Annotated in this window: 14 protein-coding genes, 1 tRNA gene and 1 riboswitch; of the genes, 11 read left to right on the plus strand and 4 right to left on the minus strand. The window is 43.2% G+C overall.

Translation table 11 applies throughout. The features are described 5' to 3' along the window. The first annotated feature begins 95 nt into the window (after nucleotides 1–95). The 3 genes from nadA (at nucleotide 96) to ACXABW_RS05375 (ending at nucleotide 4,378) form a co-directional block, all read left to right on the plus strand. Nucleotides 96–1,157 (plus strand): quinolinate synthase NadA, encoded by a 1,062-nt coding sequence (gene nadA, locus ACXABW_RS05365; protein ID WP_252030320.1) that lies wholly within the window; start codon nucleotides 96–98, stop codon nucleotides 1,155–1,157. Nucleotides 1,158–1,462: 305 nt separating this feature from the next. Further along, nucleotides 1,463–1,557: riboswitch (cyclic di-GMP riboswitch) on the plus strand. Between the two features lie 111 nt (nucleotides 1,558–1,668). Beyond that, nucleotides 1,669–3,132, plus strand: a complete 1,464-nt coding sequence (gene gbpA / locus ACXABW_RS05370) for an N-acetylglucosamine-binding protein GbpA (protein WP_457524374.1) — start codon at nucleotides 1,669–1,671, stop codon at nucleotides 3,130–3,132. Nucleotides 3,133–3,334: 202 nt separating this feature from the next. Continuing rightward, nucleotides 3,335–4,378, plus strand: a complete 1,044-nt coding sequence (locus ACXABW_RS05375) for a potassium channel family protein (RefSeq protein WP_457524376.1) — start codon at nucleotides 3,335–3,337, stop codon at nucleotides 4,376–4,378. Between the two features lie 29 nt (nucleotides 4,379–4,407). Here the strand turns inward: ACXABW_RS05375 and ACXABW_RS05380 are convergent, their stop codons facing one another. Continuing rightward, on the minus strand, nucleotides 4,408–4,977 hold the full coding sequence (locus tag ACXABW_RS05380; protein ID WP_252030325.1) for a UPF0149 family protein: 570 nt from the start codon (nucleotides 4,975–4,977) through the stop codon (nucleotides 4,408–4,410). A gap of 126 nt (nucleotides 4,978–5,103) precedes the next feature. Between ACXABW_RS05380 and ACXABW_RS05385 the strand changes: the two genes are divergently transcribed. The 5 genes from ACXABW_RS05385 to ACXABW_RS05405 all read left to right on the plus strand — a co-directional run bounded on the left by ACXABW_RS05385 (nucleotide 5,104) and on the right by ACXABW_RS05405 (nucleotide 11,215). Further along, nucleotides 5,104–7,527, plus strand: a complete 2,424-nt coding sequence (locus ACXABW_RS05385; RefSeq protein WP_457524377.1) for an ATP-binding protein — start codon at nucleotides 5,104–5,106, stop codon at nucleotides 7,525–7,527. Nucleotides 7,528–7,765: 238 nt separating this feature from the next. After that, nucleotides 7,766–8,215, plus strand: coding sequence for an L-alanine exporter AlaE (locus ACXABW_RS05390; protein WP_457524378.1), 450 nt, complete (start codon nucleotides 7,766–7,768; stop codon nucleotides 8,213–8,215). A 140-nt stretch (nucleotides 8,216–8,355) separates the two neighbouring features. After that, nucleotides 8,356–8,443 (plus strand) — tRNA-Ser (locus ACXABW_RS05395). A gap of 87 nt (nucleotides 8,444–8,530) precedes the next feature. Next, nucleotides 8,531–9,661, plus strand: a complete 1,131-nt coding sequence (locus ACXABW_RS05400) for a site-specific integrase (RefSeq protein ID WP_457524380.1) — start codon at nucleotides 8,531–8,533, stop codon at nucleotides 9,659–9,661. 285 nt (nucleotides 9,662–9,946) lie between these two features. Continuing rightward, nucleotides 9,947–11,215: a hypothetical protein gene (locus ACXABW_RS05405; RefSeq protein ID WP_457524381.1), complete on the plus strand. Its 1,269-nt coding sequence runs from the start codon at nucleotides 9,947–9,949 to the stop codon at nucleotides 11,213–11,215. A gap of 66 nt (nucleotides 11,216–11,281) precedes the next feature. On the opposite strand, the gene ACXABW_RS05410 is transcribed toward ACXABW_RS05405, so the two are convergent. Then, nucleotides 11,282–12,952, minus strand: a complete 1,671-nt coding sequence (locus tag ACXABW_RS05410; RefSeq protein WP_457524383.1) for a hypothetical protein — start codon at nucleotides 12,950–12,952, stop codon at nucleotides 11,282–11,284. A gap of 557 nt (nucleotides 12,953–13,509) precedes the next feature. Here ACXABW_RS05410 and ACXABW_RS05415 point away from each other — a divergent pair. After that, the gene (locus ACXABW_RS05415) at nucleotides 13,510–14,358 is read left to right on the plus strand and encodes an HNH endonuclease (RefSeq protein WP_457524385.1); all 849 of its coding nucleotides are present in this window, start codon (nucleotides 13,510–13,512) and stop codon (nucleotides 14,356–14,358) included. Nucleotides 14,359–14,370: 12 nt separating this feature from the next. On the opposite strand, the gene ACXABW_RS05420 is transcribed toward ACXABW_RS05415, so the two are convergent. Beyond that, nucleotides 14,371–15,027: a hypothetical protein gene (locus ACXABW_RS05420; protein WP_457524387.1), complete on the minus strand. Its 657-nt coding sequence runs from the start codon at nucleotides 15,025–15,027 to the stop codon at nucleotides 14,371–14,373. 86 nt (nucleotides 15,028–15,113) lie between these two features. Beyond that, the gene (locus ACXABW_RS05425) at nucleotides 15,114–15,974 is read right to left on the minus strand and encodes a helix-turn-helix transcriptional regulator (RefSeq protein ID WP_457524389.1); all 861 of its coding nucleotides are present in this window, start codon (nucleotides 15,972–15,974) and stop codon (nucleotides 15,114–15,116) included. A 116-nt stretch (nucleotides 15,975–16,090) separates the two neighbouring features. Between ACXABW_RS05425 and ACXABW_RS05430 the strand changes: the two genes are divergently transcribed. Together ACXABW_RS05430 and ACXABW_RS05435 are read left to right on the plus strand one after the other, a co-directional pair. Then, nucleotides 16,091–16,309: a competence protein CoiA family protein gene (locus tag ACXABW_RS05430; RefSeq protein WP_457524390.1), complete on the plus strand. Its 219-nt coding sequence runs from the start codon at nucleotides 16,091–16,093 to the stop codon at nucleotides 16,307–16,309. Nucleotides 16,310–16,339: 30 nt separating this feature from the next. After that, nucleotides 16,340–17,707: a competence protein CoiA family protein gene (locus ACXABW_RS05435; protein WP_457524392.1), complete on the plus strand. Its 1,368-nt coding sequence runs from the start codon at nucleotides 16,340–16,342 to the stop codon at nucleotides 17,705–17,707. The last annotated feature ends 4 nt before the right edge of the window (nucleotides 17,708–17,711 follow it).

The following is a 17,711-nucleotide window of genomic DNA, read 5'->3' on the forward strand; positions in this document are numbered from 1 at the left end:
TTCCTTTTCCCAAGCTAACCTGAATCTACTTTGATCTTATTAGCTAAGAGGGGTTACAATACTCGGATTACTGGAAGTTGCGTAGAGCAAGAGCAATGAGCCACATACTAGATACAATTGATACAGTTTACCCTTTCCCACCAAAACCAGTCCCGCTGACAGACGAACAAAAACAAGCGTATATCGCGAAGATTAAGGTTCTGTTGGAAGAAAAAGACGCGGTTTTGATCGCACACTACTACACCGATCCTGAAATTCAGGCACTCGCAGAAGAAACCGGCGGCTTTGTTGGTGATTCACTTGAGATGGCTAAGTTCGGTAACCGCCACTCGGCGAGCACATTGGTGATTGCGGGCGTTCGCTTTATGGGTGAATCCGCTAAGATTCTAACGCCAGAAAAACGCATTTTGATGCCTACGCTGGAAGCTGAGTGTTCTCTAGACTTAGGTTGTCCTGCAGACAAGTTCACTGAGTTCTGCGATGCTCACCCCGACCATACTGTCGTTGTTTACGCCAATACATCTGCTGCGGTAAAAGCGCGCGCAGATTGGGTGGTAACCTCCAGTATCGCACTAGAAATCGTAGAGCACTTAGACGCCGAAGATAAACCAATCATCTGGGGGCCAGACCGTCACCTAGGTTCTTACATAGCTAACCAAACTGGCGCAGATATGCTTCTTTGGCAAGGTGAGTGTGTGGTTCATGATGAGTTCTCTGCTGACGCATTGCGTAAGATGAAAGGCTTATACCCAGAAGCAGCAATTTTGGTTCACCCAGAATCACCAGAAAGTGTCGTTGCTTTGGCTGATGCGGTTGGCTCTACTAGCCAGCTTATTAAAGCAGCGAAAGAGTTACCGCAACAGAAAATGATTGTGGCAACTGACAAAGGTATCTTCTTTAAGATGCAGCAATTGGTGCCAGAGAAAGAGCTCATTGAAGCGCCAACGGCCGGAGCGGGTGCAACATGTCGTAGTTGTGCTCACTGCCCTTGGATGGCAATGAATGGCTTGAAAGCGATTGAGCAAGCGCTACGTGATGGTGGTGAAGAGCACGAAATTTTCGTCGATGATGAGCTACGTGTTAAATCCCTTATTCCGCTTAACCGCATGCTTGATTTTGCAGAGCAGTTAAACTTGCAGGTGAAAGGTAACGCTTAACACTTCTGATCAAGTTCAAATAACGAAAGCCAGTCTTATGACTGGCTTTTTTACGTCTAGTGAGCGCTACTTCTATGCTGGACTAATACTCATTAGATTCACCGCTGATATCCTTATTGCTTGTTGTATTTAATTTATGAATTAAATTGGCGATTATTACTAATTAAAACATATACTTACATAGCTTATTTATACTAATTTGGCGATACAATTTATCGGTTAAATATCAATTTGGGATAATGATTCCATCAGTGAATTGATGTCTTTTCCATACGCATGTTATTGCGCTAAATTCCGTTCGCTCAATCACATTTCGGCAAACCATTCGAAAGGGTGGGACGCAAAGCTTCCGGTCTGTCGGCACTGGGTTACCAATGCCTATGATAGCGGGGTTGCCACTTAGATTTATCGACTCTTATGTTTTTATACATGGAGAAGATGAGCTGTATCTAAGTGATCAGCATGCGCCGAGGTGGGGCATTAATTTGTCAGCCAATTTAGAGGACATGTGATGAAATCATTACCAAATAAATCAATATTAGCGTTGGCTCTTGCGAGCTTAAGCTCAGGTGCGTTTGCTCACGGCTACGTATCAGAGGTGAATGGCGGGGTGGCTGCTGGCCGTGCTGCGTTATGTAAGTTTCCAGCGCCAGACACTAAAGAACAAAACACTGATTGTGGTGCGATCCAGTATGAACCACAGAGTGTTGAAGGGCCTGAAGGCTTCCCTGAAGCCGGCCCTCGAGATGGGAAAATCGCAAGTGCAGAAACGAGTTTAGCAGTAGCACTTGATGAACAAACAGCAGACCGTTGGGTTAAACGTCCTATTCAGTCTGGAGTCCAGACTTTTGAATGGACGTTCACGGCTAACCACGTTACTCGTGATTGGAAATACTACATTACTAAGCCAGACTGGAATCCAAACGCAGCGCTTTCGCGCGATTCGTTTGATCTAACACCATTTTGTGTTGTTGATGGAAATATGACTCAGCCACCGATGCAGGTTAGTCACCAATGTAATGTGCCAGAGCGCGAAGGCTATCAAGTGATTCTTGCGGTATGGGATGTGGGCGATACTGCTGCCGCATTTTACAACGTCATTGACGTAAGATTCGATGGTGATGATCCGGAAATTCCTGATTGGAGCCAAGGTGGTCAGATCAACCCGACTATGGATCTTAGCGTCGGTGACACTGTATACACTCGTGTATTTGACCAAGTGGGCGAAAATGACAGCTACCGTACAGAGCTAGAGATCACCAACGAAACATTGGGTAAAGCGAAAAACTGGTCTTACGCATTAGCAACTAAGATCAACCAAGAGCAAACTAAGCTGCAAGCAGGCCAGTACTCAGAGGGTAGCTTTACTCCTGTATTTGGTACTAACCCTGTCTACCTGAAATCAGGCAGTGGATTAGAGAGTGTCGAAATTGGATATGACATCTTAAATCCTGAGCCGGATTACGATCTTGCGGTCGAAGGCTTAGCTGAAGAGTATGTTATCTCTAGCGAGCCAACTACTCTGGATCTTACCTTAACGGCTGAAGGTGATATTAACGCTGAGCTGACGGTTTACAACCACCATCAAGAGCCACTAGCAAGCTGGACTGGCGACATTAAAAACGGTGCAAGTGAAGATGTTGTTCTGGAACTCAGCAAATCTGAGCCGGGTCATCATATGTTAGTTAGCCGTGTGAAAGACGCGGGTGGCAACCTTGTTGATCAGCAAACGCAAGATTTCCACTTAGTTGACGAAGACGTAACGCCTCCGCCATCGGATGATTATGACTTTGTATTCCCACAAGGTTTAGAGAGTTACACTGATGGTACTAAGGTTCTGGCTAGCGATGGACGAGTATACCAATGTAAACCTTTCCCAGAGTCTGGCTATTGTAAACAGTGGTCTCCAACGGCTACTCAGTATGAGCCGGGCACTGGTTCCCACTGGGAAATGGCTTGGACTAAAGTGAACTAATCAAACTACGCTCAATAAAGCCTCACAGATGTGAGGCTTTTTTGTATGTGTGGGGCTTTTGAATGTGATGATTACTCCTACTAAATCTTCCCCGTGCGCAGAAAAGTCGCATTACATGAGGAGTGAGTCATGACGAGGTTCTAATTATCTGATATATCTATGTATAGAAAGAGTTCTAGAAGTAAATGGAATTAGGTAAACGATGACTCTATGGCTTTATCTTAAGAAATGGATGCGAACAAGCTTATTCAAGATCAACAACCGAAATCTTGTATTGCTCACGCTGGCCTACATTTTTATCTCATGGGGCCTGCTGGAACGCGCGGGGGAACATGAGCTTACCGACAACGTATCATTGTTCTTCTATTACTTGATGGTGACAGCTTCAACAGTTGGATACGGCGACTATTCACCAGTCTCCGATGCTGGAAAGTGGGCAGTGACACTGTTTGTTATCCCTGGTGGATTAAGCTTGTTTGCCGCTGTACTCGGACGCATAGCTGGCGGAGTGATTGAATACTGGCGAGCAGGAATTTTAGGAAAACGGAGAATGCGCGTGGAGAACCACATATTGCTATTGGGCTGGAACGGGCAACGTACCATGCACTTGATACGGATGTTGCAACATGAGGAAGCGGGGAAACGACCAATTACCCTGTGCAGCCGCTCTGATATTGAGAACCCATTGCCGGGCGAGATAGGCTTTGTGCGTGTAAATAGCTACACCGACGGGCAGGAGATGGACAAGGTCAATATTGAGAAGGCCAGCTGCATAATTGTCGACAACTTAGAAGACGATGTAACGCTTTCTGCAGCGCTTTATTCTTCTAACCGCAATCCTAATGCGCATTTGTTGGCGTATTTCAAAGATGAAGCGTTGAGTTCATTGTTGAGCCAACATTGTCCTAACGCGGAATGTATTCCGGCTGTAGGAGCTGAAATGCTGGCAAAAGCTGCGGTTGATCCTGGCTCTAGCGTGCTTCACCAAGAGCTTTTAGCCTCGACCAGAGGCATGACTCAATATTCAACAGTGTACCCGCAAGATGCCAACGAGACACGGATTGAGTCGGTGTTCATGTTCATGAAATCAGCCCATGATGCAACGCTTATTGCTATTGACCTTGGTAAAGGAATAGAACTCAACCCCGATCTCAGCCAAGCTGTACCAGCAGGCGCGAAGCTATTCTACATTGCGGACGAGCGTATAGAAGCGTTCGATTGGAGCAAACTAAAAAGCCCTCAGTAGTGAGGGCTTTTTATTTATATCTTGACGTGTTATTGCTGCTCGACCAACGTAGAACCACGTTGAGTTAAGCCGCATAGCATCACAGGGATTGCATTGAAGATCTCTTCGAACTGATCGAGGCCTTCAACCCCTTGCTCTTGCAATGCTGCAATAGATGTCTCTGGATCATAAAGCATACTCAGAGAAAGCAGCACGCCACCTAATAGCGCGTTATCTTCACTTTCTTCTGGCATGATGGTTTCCCAGTCGTCACGTGCTAACTGCCAGCCCTGTAGTACACCTTCACAGAAGTCACGGGCACTTTCCGTTACGATCTCTTCTTCATCGAGTTCGCAACCTTCTGGCCACACCCAAGAACCATCAAAAAGTGCTGGGCGGTATGCGTTCCACATTTCAATAATATGTTCGATGTAGCATTCAAGCTGTTCGCCATCGGAAAACGGTGCCACTTCTTCACCGCCCCATAGGTAAGGTAGCCATTCGTGTGGGGTTAAAACGTTAGGAGCAGCAGCCATCGCGGTTACAAAACCTTGAGTTCTCGCTTGGTTAAGTAGCTTACCTTCTAACTCTGGCAGCGCTAAGATTTCTTGTAATGTCAAAGTGGAATCCATCGGTGATTATTGAATTTGGCACTATAGTAACAAGGCGGACACGTACGAAAAAGACTTGATGTAGTAGATTATTCACTATAATTTTTAACAAACGGAAAAATTTCAAGTGGTTATATGGAAATACGCTCCTCATTAAAACGCAAAAGCATACTCGCCCTAGGAGTGTATTTGTGTTTCTTTATCGCGACGATAGGCACCGTAAGCTATTACGTGGTAGAGCCGCCTGCGCGTGCTAAGCTCGAGCAAAACCTAGATTTACGGACCCAGTTGCTGTCTGCCGAAATCGAAGAGCCATTGAATAGCTCGCTAGGCTTACTACAAAGTATTGCTAGCCTTGGTCAAGCAGGGCAGTCTCAGGCGGAACAGGATAAAGTACTCAGAGCCATATTTAGTTCATTAGATGGCATTGCCGCAAGTGGTGGTATCTGGCCTGAGCCTTATAGCGTGGACCCTGACGTTGCATACACGGGGCTATTTTATAACCGAGCATCAGACGGAAAAGTCGACAAAATTCAATCTTGGAACAACCCAGCAGCTGGCGGTTACAATAACGAAGCTTGGTATGCGGTTGCGGTAGATAAGCCGGAAGGCAGCGTATTTTGGTCTGAAGTGTATATCGACTCATATACTCATGTTCAGATGATAACAGCAACCATGCCATATTATGTTCAAGGGCAGTTCGCTGGGGTTGCAACGGTAGACTTGGCACTTTCCAATTTGGTTCGATTTGTTCGCCAGCACGCCGAAGAATATGATTTGGGCGTGATACTTCGAGATGGTTTTGGGGAAGTCATTACTGAGCACAACTTCAAAAAAACCGACGATATTTACATCAGCAAAAATGAGTTTGGCGGCTTTAAATGGACGGTGGACGTCGTTAACTCGAAACTGACCGTAAATGAAGAAGTTTATGACCTAGTATCGAAAGTGGAATTTGGCATCATCCCCATTCTTCTACTGTGTGTGATGGTCGGGTACTACCTACTCAATCAATACTTGATTAAACCCATTATCCTAATTGCGAAAAAAGTCGACGACTCAAAAGAGGGCGGCATTATTGAACTGACCTACAACAGTCACGACGAAATCCGCCACCTCATCGATACCTTCAATCAAAAAACCATTTTCCTTGAAGCAGAAAAAGTCAAAGCGCAAGCCTCCACCAAAGCAAAAAGTGCATTTCTGGCCACGCTCTCACACGAGATCCGAACGCCAATGAACGGTGTGTTAGGTACAGCGCAGATATTACTTAAGAGCGATCTCAACGCAGAGCAAAGAAAGCACCTAAACAGTCTGTATGATTCGGGCGATCATATGATGACGCTACTTAACGAGAACCTTGATTTCTCGAAAATTGAGCAAGGGCATTTGGAGCTAGATAAAACCGCCTTCCCACTAGAGTCGATCATCGGCAGCATTAACAGTGTGTACCATACGTTGTGTACCGAGAAAGGGTTGCAGTTCAAAGTCTATTCAGAGATCCCGCACGACCGTTGGTACCATTCTGACAAAGCACGCTTAAGGCAAATCTTGTTTAACTTACTCAATAATGCAGTCAAGTTTACTTCTCGTGGCTTTGTTGAAGTGTACTTAAAAGAGCACTACGAAGAGGATCAGTTGTACTTAGACATAAGGGTGCGAGACACCGGTATCGGTATATCTAAGGATGCTCAAGAACGGATCTTCAGGCCTTTTGAACAGGCTGAATCTTCCACCACGCGCCGTTTTGGGGGCACTGGGTTGGGGCTTGCCATTGTTCAGCAAATTGTTGAGCTCAATGGTGGCGATATTATCGTGAACAGTGAAGTTGGCATTGGCACTAGTTTTGAAGTGAAACTACACATCGATGAGGGCACGCCGGGGTCTATTGAAGTGCCAGTACATCGTAAGCTCAACTACCAAGGGCTTAGAGTCCTTATTGTTGAAGATAATCGCACCAACACCATCATCATTGAAACTTTCATGAAGAACAAAAACTTCACTTGTGAATGTGCCGAAAATGGGGAAATTGCCTTGCAGATGATGGCGGCCAATCATTACGACTTAGTACTTATGGATAACCATATGCCAGTAATGGACGGCGTCGAATCGATATCAGGCATACGTGCCATGAGTGGAGAAAAATCGTCGGTGCTTATCTTTGGTTGTACTGCCGACGTATTTAAAGAAACGCGTGAACGCATGCTTGGGGTAGGGGCAGACTACATAGTCGCCAAACCGATCGATGAAAGCGAACTTGATGATGCGCTCTATCGTTATGCCAATAAGCTCTACCAATATCATCCTGAAAACATGGACGATTCTCAGCAACGTTTGTCTGAAGAAATGTTAGTGAGCTTATGTATTGAAATAGAAAACAAGCAACATGCAAGGGCGCTAGAAATGCTCGATTCAGTCTCTTCTGTGATTGAAAGGCACGCTGAAGTTGAGCTCAAAAACCGCTTGGCAAGCGTAAGGAGAAGCCTAGAGCTGAAAGAAGACCCGAGCTCGAGCGATGTAGACGTGATAACGGTAATGCTTGCAGAGCACTGTAATTAACTTTCACTTTTGTTGCTTGCTAATCATAAATTCTCCTAATTTGGGGCTGTTGTAGTGATTAATACCTCAGTTAGTCTTTGTTTTGGTTATTTATTTACCTATTAAGTAAAAATATAGAGCCTAATGCTTTAAAAATAATGATTTAATAGTCATATGAGCTGGTTAACTGAATTTTAGCCAGCTCATTTTTCTGCCTGTAAGGTTGTTGTTTAGTTTATTGTTCTAAAGGTAAGGGTAAATGAGAGTACGAGCTCCTTTCTGTATTCGTCATGCCGCCGCGGATACATTCGCAATGGTCGTATTTTGTTTTGTTTCAGGAATGATCATAGAGATCTTCATTTCTGGAATGACGTTTGAACAATCCCTTGCTTCGCGCACGCTCTCTATTCCTGTTAACATCGCGATCGCTTGGCCTTACGGTGTATTCCGTGATTTCATGCTTAGGCAAGGTAAGCGCGTTTCGGGCTCTGGCTTCATGAAAAACGTGTCCGACTTAGTCGCCTACGTGTTGTTCCAATCGCCAGTTTACGCTGCAATTCTATTTACCGTTGGCGCATCGACCGATCAGATCATTACCGCAGTCACTTCGAACGCTGTTGTGTCTTGTGGAATGGGGGTACTTTACGGCTACTTCCTAGATATGTGCCGCAAATGGTTTCGCGTTCCGGGCTATTATCAGCAAGCTTAAACGGCGGATTCCTACCCGAATTAGTCAGTTAGTGAGCAAACAGCCTTTCTAAGGTGCTTTTTTTCAGAGTTAGGGTTGACCTAACCCTATAGAATCATTAAATTAGCGCCTCGTTGGTTAACGAAACCAACCTACAATACGGTGAGTTGTCCGAGTGGCTGAAGGAGCACGCCTGGAAAGTGTGTATACGGCAACGTATCGAGAGTTCGAATCTCTCACTCACCGCCACATTCTAAAAGGTCTGATTTATCAGGCCTTTTTTCATATCTGCACTAAAGCAATGCATCTCTGGAAGTACACAAAAGAGTACACACGATGCAAGCTCCACTCTATCGAAAAGCCAATTATTTAGTTCTTTCTAATACGGGTATCTATACTTTCCGTTGGAGTCTAAGAACAGATAACAAGCACTATCAGCCCAAACTAAGTCTCAAAACTCGCAACTACTTGGAAGCGATGAAGCAGGCATCAGTGTTAGCTATTCAAATCTCATCTCTACACAATCCTACCATTGAAGATATTAGGGCAATCTATAGTGATTTTTCTGGTAAACAGAAGAAGCAAAGCACCTTGTTAAAAGGGATTGATATCACCAACTACTTGTCTGATTTAAGCGTTAAGAGCCAAGCAGAGTATCGAAATTGCTGGGTTAGCTTTGTCTCTAGTCTATCTCCTTCATCGACTTTAGAGAGTATCAGGCAAGCTCATATCGAGCAGTGGAAAGAAACTCAAACCTGTAGCCTTACTACTATGAAGAAAAAGCTACGTCTTATCTCTAGCTGTTTTAGTAAGTTAGGTCAGAAAGTTGACCAAGATTGGTTTAAATTGAAGGTGGAGAAGAAGCCAGTTAGACCAAAGAGAGCCTTAAGCGATACCGAGCTGAAACAGCTTCTACAAGCCACCAGCAAGTTCAAAGATGACAAAGAGAACTGGAAGTATTACCTACCTAGAATCGCTGCTATGACAGGTTGTAGGCTCAATGAGTTAGCTCAACTAAGGGTAGGGGATATCGAGTTAGGTGATGTACCAACTTTAAGTATCAATGATAACCAGCCTGATAAGAAACTAAAAAATGCTAGTAGTAATCGCTTGTTACCTCTCACTGACAGTTTGAAGCAATTGTTTGAAGCTCTGACCAAAGGAAAGGGAAAAGAGGCTCTCTTGTTTGATTTGCCTTACAGTGAGCAGAATGGCTATGTGAACAAGCCAAGCAAGTTCTTCTCAGCATTGTTTAAGAAAAATGGGGTTAGTGGTGTCTCCTTCCACTCCCTACGTCATTACGCTGTCACCAAGCTGTTCAATTCAGGGGTTAGAGAAGAGTTGATAGGCTCTCTTATGGGGCACGCTATAGGGAAAACGACCAGTGGTAAGGTGTATATGAACGGCTTTAGTTACCAAAAACGCTTATCAGCACTCAACTGTTTAGCATGGAAGGAAAATGATTAATCATAGAAATCTATGGTCACTTGTTTTCCCTTTTCATTATGTATACATCATTAATGGATTTGACCGTTTAAGGTATGCGTGAACGGTGGGCGTATGCGTTTAGTAAAAGGGGGGAAGTCGGATAGTGCTACTCGCAATTGGTCTTAGTGTTATCGTGTTTACATCCAGTTTAAATGACAGAGATATTGTACGTATGTGGTTGTAGTGATTAGTGTCCTAGTTGAATGAAATGTATTTTGTTATCATGCACATAATGGATTATCACTAGAGATGGTTAGCAGTCAAATGGCAAAAGTTTCAACAGCAAGAGTTACAGATGCAAGGCTATTGCAGATTTTTATAGATGAGACGTTGAGTAAATATGATGAGTTGGGAGTTTCTGAAGACTCCCAAGTTGTGGTTTCTGTTCATCCTCAGACATACACTTTGAAAATTGGAGAAGAACTGCCAGAACTAATTGCTCTTATCAAGAAGAACAAAACAGCATCAACTGCAATTAGATACATTGACCTTCGAAAAAGGTTTGGCAATCAAACTCGCTACTATCGATACACTCGCTCTGACAACAGCTTGACTGACATCATAGATATTTCAGACCAAGGTCATGATGAAGAATCATCGGCAGTGAATTTACATTTGAGTGGGTTGTTGAGTGCGGGAGCTACGGTGCTTGATTCTACCGTAGGCAACGATGTTTTTTCTGCTCACCACGAGGTACTTACAGGTTTAGAAAGTCTAGGAAATCAGATAATCCAAGAACAGCACCGAAACTTTTTAAAGTTGGAGGATGATAAGCGCCTGTTTTTAGAGGAAAAAACTAAGGATTTTGAAGCTAGGAATCAACAGCTAACGGATGAAACTGCTAAAAAGCATGCTGAAATGGAAGCAATTTATCAGGCTAGAAGTGAAGAGCTTGATGAGCGTCAGCAACGCATTGAAGATGCAGATAATACTACTGCAAGACGTAAAACCACGACTCGTATGCTTGAGGATGTGCAAGAGAAAGCAAAGCAGTTTAGCTTTTCAGAAAATGTGAATAAACCTTCAAATCAAGCAGTTAAGTGGGCTAGTAATCTCGTTTGGTTCGGAGTTGCCTTACTGTTGTCAAGTGTGGCTGAATATGTATTCTTTCTAGGGCGTACCAGTGATTTATCCGTGTTTTTTTACGCAAGAACGTTTACAGGCTCTGCTCTAACTATCTCTTCTATCGTTTACCTTATTCGTTGGTACAATGCTTCATCAGCTAAAATCGCTCAGCAAGAGCTTGATAATCAAATGTTTGTAAGAGATTTACAGCGAGCGCACTTGGCTGTTGAAATGTCACTTGAATGGAATGAGAAGAAGGATGGGGCAATTCCAGATAAGTTGCTTGGTTCGTTGACCGATGGTCTATTTAATGGTGCTGATGCACCTAAAGATGAACTGTTACACCCTGCTGAACAAATTGCATCGGCATTGGTACGAAGTGCTGATAAGGTTAGCTTTCCGTTAGGGGTAGGAAAGGTTGAAACAACGGGAAAGAATTTAGCCAAGGCAAAGTCAGCATCTAATTGATTTGTAAAAGAAAAGCCCCAGTTAAGGGGCTATTCAGTGAAAGGGAAATTAACTAGTCATAGAAGTCTATGATGGTTCTTTTTCCCCTTCTATCTCTTTACTCATTTCTTGTTCTTTTAGCCAATCTTCCCACTCTTCAGCATACTGCTTCAGCCAGTTTCTTCTAGTTCTCGGAGTGATGCTGACAGCATCGCAGGCATCTTTAGCCGTTAACCCACTGCCCATTAGTTGATGGATAGTGAATAGGGTATCGAATGCCTGTCGCTGTTTTAGTGCGTCTCTGATAGCTTTCCGAGCAACCTTGTCGGTTTGACGCTTGGCTAACTCTTCGTCTGTCACTTGCGCAGGGGTCCTATCATAACTGGAAGAAGTGATGATTGAAGCAGTGGGCATCATACAGTGAATGTACTCAGCATGAGCCATATCAGGTACGATAATACGACACCTTGGCTGATTTTGTTCTTCTGATAATCTCCCACTTTCATCTCTATCTAAGTTGCGGAAAGAGATTCGACATGCGAACTGATATCCCGTTTCGTAACTTGTTTGACGCAAATAAGAGTCTACGAGTAATTGACGACAGATACTTAAGTCATTAGCTAGTCGTTTGATAGCAGATTCATGCTCAGGAGCAGGTCGTAAATGAGGCATAAATGCAGCCTCGTTGAGGTGACTATAGCTATTTAAGCCCTGCGCCATTGGTGGAAGTTCAATCGCATTTGAGTCACTGATGGGGCTAGTGTGTTTGTTTTTACAATAGATAAACGTATTGCCTTCAAACGAGTTAGTGACCCATTGATTAAATAGTTGATGTACATCGAAATCTTCATCACAATCTTTAATGACTTTGTTAGAAGGAGAGCTAGCAAAGTAACTACTGAAAGTAGAAGAGCTAGTGTGACTACCATTTCTCAGAAAAGGCAAAATCTCAACATTCGATGTATTGGGGTGGGTAGTTGGTAAATCTAAATGTGATAGAGCGTGCTCGGTACAAATGCTACCCCCTGACGCTCTAATCAGCTTTTCTACAAACAACCCACTAAGATTGGCAGATAGAAGCCATACACTATCTAGTCGGCACAGTTTGGAAAGGAAATCCAAACCATCAAAGAACTCAAAAAGCTTCCAATCTTTGGTTGTACTCACGTACAAACCGTTGGAGTTATGAATCCCTCCCATTAGTATTTTACCAGCTTTGATACTGTCACTCTTGGGGTCGCCATTGAAGAGTAAGTCATACGCAAATTGCTTTGCATCATCGCTTGCTTCTTCTTTCACTACAACTTTCTGAAACCCTTCAAAAGGTGAATCTTGATATTCAATGTAAGGTGTAAGACCTAGCATTGATTCATCTTGTAATGAGATTTTAAGGCGCTGATAGCTACCGATTAGATTGGGAATCTCGTCAATGATGACAGTACACTGGCGTAGCGCACTAAATGGCAACATTGAAAGAGCCGTATGGCTTATGAACAAAATATGAGTTGTTAAAGAGCTTGTGCTTTCAATCGCTTGCAATATCTCACGCTGAACACTGGAACAGTTATCAGAAGAAACTAACCTTGCATCGTGGTCAGGGTACTTTTCCGTGTATCTGTTAAACGTCGCTTCAGATAGTTTATTCGTTAAACTTGCCCATAAGATGGTGTTTGTTTCAGGGTTCTTTATTTGCTCGATATTGCTGATGAGTTGCTCAGTTTTACCTGTGCCACATACACCAGAAAGATGATAAATCATACTCTACTCCGTAATTTAGAAATCAAATTAGGAGATGGACAAATCCTTTAGTCCTTTATGTTGACCTTTTAACATCTCTTTCAGTGCTTAAAAAGCTTGGTGAATCTGACACTAATCGGAGGGGAAGTAAAGCTGTCATAAGTCATTATGATGTGAAAGTTTCTCTTGTATGAGAGTACACAATGAAGTACAAATTACTCATGCCGCATTGTATCAGTGCAGATAAGTCATTGACCTATATACGGCACATCGCCGTCAGGTGATGGTGAAAGCGTAGCTTTACGTATCGAGAGTTCGAATCTCTCACTCACCGCCACATTCTAAGGCCCCAGCAGAAATGCTGGGGCTTTTTCGTTTTCTGTCATTGCCATCATAGTGGTGAAGGATTTATTTGCGGCCTGTGGTTTTGCAACCAATTAGTCTCAGTCTTTTGTTTATAGCTAAATACACGTTTAGTTTTCAAAGAATGGAATCCTAATTCATCTCAATATCGAGTTCATGGGGTACCAATAGCATATACTCATTGATATCGTTACATTGATCAAAGTGAACCTGCTATGAAAATTGGGAAGTTAGTACAGGCACTACTACCAAAAGTACTTGAGTATTGCGAGCAAAAAAGTCACAACGAGTTCGAGCGTCTTTGCGATGCTGATTACTCCAAACGCAATTTTAACCTTAACTTTCCTTTTTTGATTCCAATCAGTAGCCTCCCTTCGGATTTATCCAAACGATATTGGACCAAAGTTTACTTGGTGCGTGGGCAAACTGTTCGTGCTTGTAGTCAGTGGTTTGAAAAAGACGCGGTTTACTTTGTTAAATACTTAAAACGGATCGGCATCGACTATGACCAAGCTCAGTTGGAGAGTGATTTACTTGAATTAAGAACAACACTCTCGCGCCAGCTATCAGCACCTAGCGCCAGAGCCAATAGCCGCTACCGTGGTAATGCGATAGGCAATGCTCAAAACCTATTAGTGCGAAATATCCTTAGTAACCTTGGAACAGAGCAGTTTTCTGAAGAGGATTGGCAGGCAACCAAAGCCTACTTCAACCATCAATGTGCTTATTGTGGAGAGTCAAAGGAACTGGTTATTGAGCACGCAATCCCTATTAATAAGGTTTACCTAGGAGAGCATCGACTCGGAAATCTGGTACCGAGCTGTAGAGAATGTAATAGCACAAAGGCAAGCAAAGATTTTCGTGAGTTCCTAGAAGGGCGGGATGACAAGATTAAGGCGATTGAATCTTATATGGACGAGAAAAACTACGTACCTCTTGAAAACAACGAGCAGGTATCAATGATTCTCGAGATGGCTTATCGAGAGGTTGGCACAGTGGCTGAGCGATATATCACAATAATCAACGAGCTGTTCGTTAGTAACGATGATTCTCAAGGGCTTTAACTACTCAATGAGCTAGTTCTGGTTGATAAGCGGATAAACAGCTTCTCCCCAAATCTTGTCTGCTGAGTCCATCATGATTTCATTAATACTCGGAACTAGTTTTTCCAGAATATTGCAGCAGTCTTTGAGCTGCTGCCTATTTGCCGAGCTCAAGTAAGTAGCTCCGCCATGGATTAGCTGGTTACGTAGGGTGTATAGGCGAGAAAACAGTATAGATAGGACTTTCGCCGTATCATTTTGACTCAGTGCTTTGTTAGCGGCGACTTTGGCTTTGCTGCGTTCACTCTTCCAGCTATCTTCAGTAATTCTTCCTGCATGATAATCCCAATATGCCTGGAGGATAAACTCATTATCCAAGATTACTCGAATAGTGTTGGAGTACTCGTCCCAAACTAAATTGTGTAATTGCTCTCGCTGATCACTAGTGATTAGCTTCTCCAAGAATTTGCGATACAGTCCCTGCTCCCCATAGTGTTGCCGCTGGTCAAACTCTTGCGCATAAGCCGAATTGAACGCTATCCACAGGAAAATAAACTTAGAGTCATCATCGTCACAAAGTTCTGACTTATTCAGCCAACTCAAAGCACGATGTACACGCAGGCTAAGGTTCTGGGGATAGCTATCTCGTTCCGCTCTTTGACGCTGTTTTAACTCTAGGTAGGTTCGCATGCAGGCACCCAAAACATATCACTAATTTCCTGTTAGTATATAAGCAGTTTGATGCTTAAAATTGACGTGTTAGTCAATTTAGGCAATTAGAATATCAGGTACTTTTTTAGCTCCTCAAAGTTCGCCACAATAATCTGCTGACCTTTAGGGTTCGAATCCAGCACATTAATATCGATATTATAGGCATCGAGAACATAGCGAACCAACGCAGCATTGGTTGGTATTGTGAGTGTACCTTTTTCCATACCGTAATCATGCTCAACGACATTGGCTTGAACTTCTGTTAGTCGTGGGTCAGGCTTTAAATCAACTGTGAGGGGAGTATTCCATAACTCGTCATGCTCTCTTCCTTTTACTCTTTTGGCCTCAAGGCATGGAATGCCTCTAATGCGGCTGAGCACAAAATCACGATAATCATTCGCATGTTCACAATAGGCCCGAACATGCCAGCGTAGAGGTGTGCAAACGAGAGTATGTGGAGAGATAATCCGTTCAACTTCAATACCGTCTTTTAGGGATGTGTAGCTTATATCGACACGTTTTTTCTCTCGTATCGCCTGTACTAAAGGACGCAAGACTTGTGGTGATATATTGCGAGTCACAGGGCGGACCATGGAAACATTTTCAAAACCCATATCGAGCTCTTCAAAGGTCACGGTCATGTCTTCACTGCGCGCTAGAATATGAAGATATTCATCGGCATGTCCACTGGTTAGCTGTGGAGCAAAGCTGTCACTTGGCTTATAACCTTTTAATTGCTTGTCATAAACGAGGTTGCCAGGTGCTACATCGGCGAGGTAAGTGTTGATGTCTTTGGACGCTTGTTGCCTACCAATACCAAAGCTCTTAATCAAATGGTTGGTAGTTAATCTGCCTTCCCACTGAGCAATGACTTCAATCATTCTATACCGGAATAGTAGATCCCATCTTATTGGCCATTTACTCATTATTTGGTTCCTGCCTATTTATGCTACATGTATGTGTAATCAGTGTTTACCCGTAGCTAGTGACGTCATATTATTCAATGGTTCTCAACTAATCAATGCTTATCTAGGGGATGTCCATGAGTGCAATTCATATAACGCGAGCGGTGTATGAGGCCACAAAAGAGCCTGTATCAATCGAAGATGTCAGCAGTGGCCTTCAAGATAATGTTGTATGCGCTTGTTGTGGAGCAAAGTTGGTGGCGAACAAAGGAAAGAAGAGGGCTTGGTATTTCTCTCACTATTTTGATGAAGCGTGCGCGTTGGCTTACGAAACTCAACTTCACCTCACAGCATAGGAATACTTTGCCAAAGTTGGAAAGATCCCTATGCCCTTAGAAAGCGGTTGGATACTTCCGGAAGCCTGTGCAGAGCTAAAAGTTTCTGATGTTCAAATTGAAGTCTATATGGATGGTAGAAGACCTGACCTCGTAGTTGAAGTTGGTAGTGAACAGTATTGGATAGAGATTGCCAATAAACATAAGTGCGATGCAGATAAAATCTGGGATTGCCGGGTTAACAATAAAAACGTAATAGAGATTGATGTGTCTGAATGTGAGCATCTGGATGCCTTTGACTCATTGGACAACTGTTTAGTGCGAGTTCAATCATTAAATACCTGTAATGATTACCTTGATGAAATAGCTCGGGTAACTTCAGTGAAGCATGAGAAGGTACGTAAACAGTTTCAAGCGCTCAGACGTTCCCAAGAGCAGTTGGAAGAAAAACAGCAGAAGCACGATGATGCGGAAAAAACGCTAGAACAAAGTATTGAAACTCAGCAAAAAAGGTACAACAGAGAGCTAGAAAAGCTGAAGTTGCGTAAGGACACTCAGGATAAACTGCTTGAGGAACTCGATCGGGCTATAGACGCACAAGAGATAAAGCTAGCAGAAATAGAAAAGCGAAAGCTTAATCTAGAGTCTGAAATTAACGGGAAAATTCAGGCACACCTTGCTGAGTTAGAGAAGCAACAAGAGGTCGCTTCCGCTGATCTAAAGCTTAAACTGATCAACGATTGGCAAAAAGAAGTTGTTCAGAAGCGACAAGATTTAGAAGAAAAGCTTGAGGCAGAGTACTTAGCGCGATTCGCAGAAGAAGAAGCAGAGATGGTTGGAAAAAGAGAAGAGCACATCGATACGCTTCAACAACTTACTTTTTTGACAGGGCAGAAGGCAGGGTTAGAAGCCGATATCAAGGACCTTGAAAGCCAGAAAGATCAAATTTTCAATGAGGAGTTGAGCAGATATGAACAGATCCTTACTCCTTTAAAAGACGAGCAGGAATCTTTAACTAGGCAAGTCGCCGCTCTGGAAAGCCAACTTCAGGATACGATGAAGCAATCAGGATTAGTCGACACTTATGCTAACAACCTGACTAAAGTTCAGGAGTTTATGGCGATACAATCTAATTATCATGATATCCGGAATCAACATATGAGAGCGCTGCGATTGATAGAGGAACAGTGCTCAAAAACCAAAGAAGAGCACGCAGCCAAACTCCAAGAATTAGACATCATGGTAAAGTTAGCTAATGAATATGCTCTAGCTTTTAAGAAGAGCTTCTCTTTGATTGAGCAAACTGATCTGTTGTCAAAATTTCCTAGTGAGTTGGTTTCAAGGATAAAAAAGAACCAGTGCATGCGTTCTAGAAATGCAGAGGAAGAGCTAGAAGATTATTATCGAGAGGAATCTTAACTAC

The organism is Vibrio paucivorans (assembly GCF_054053395.1).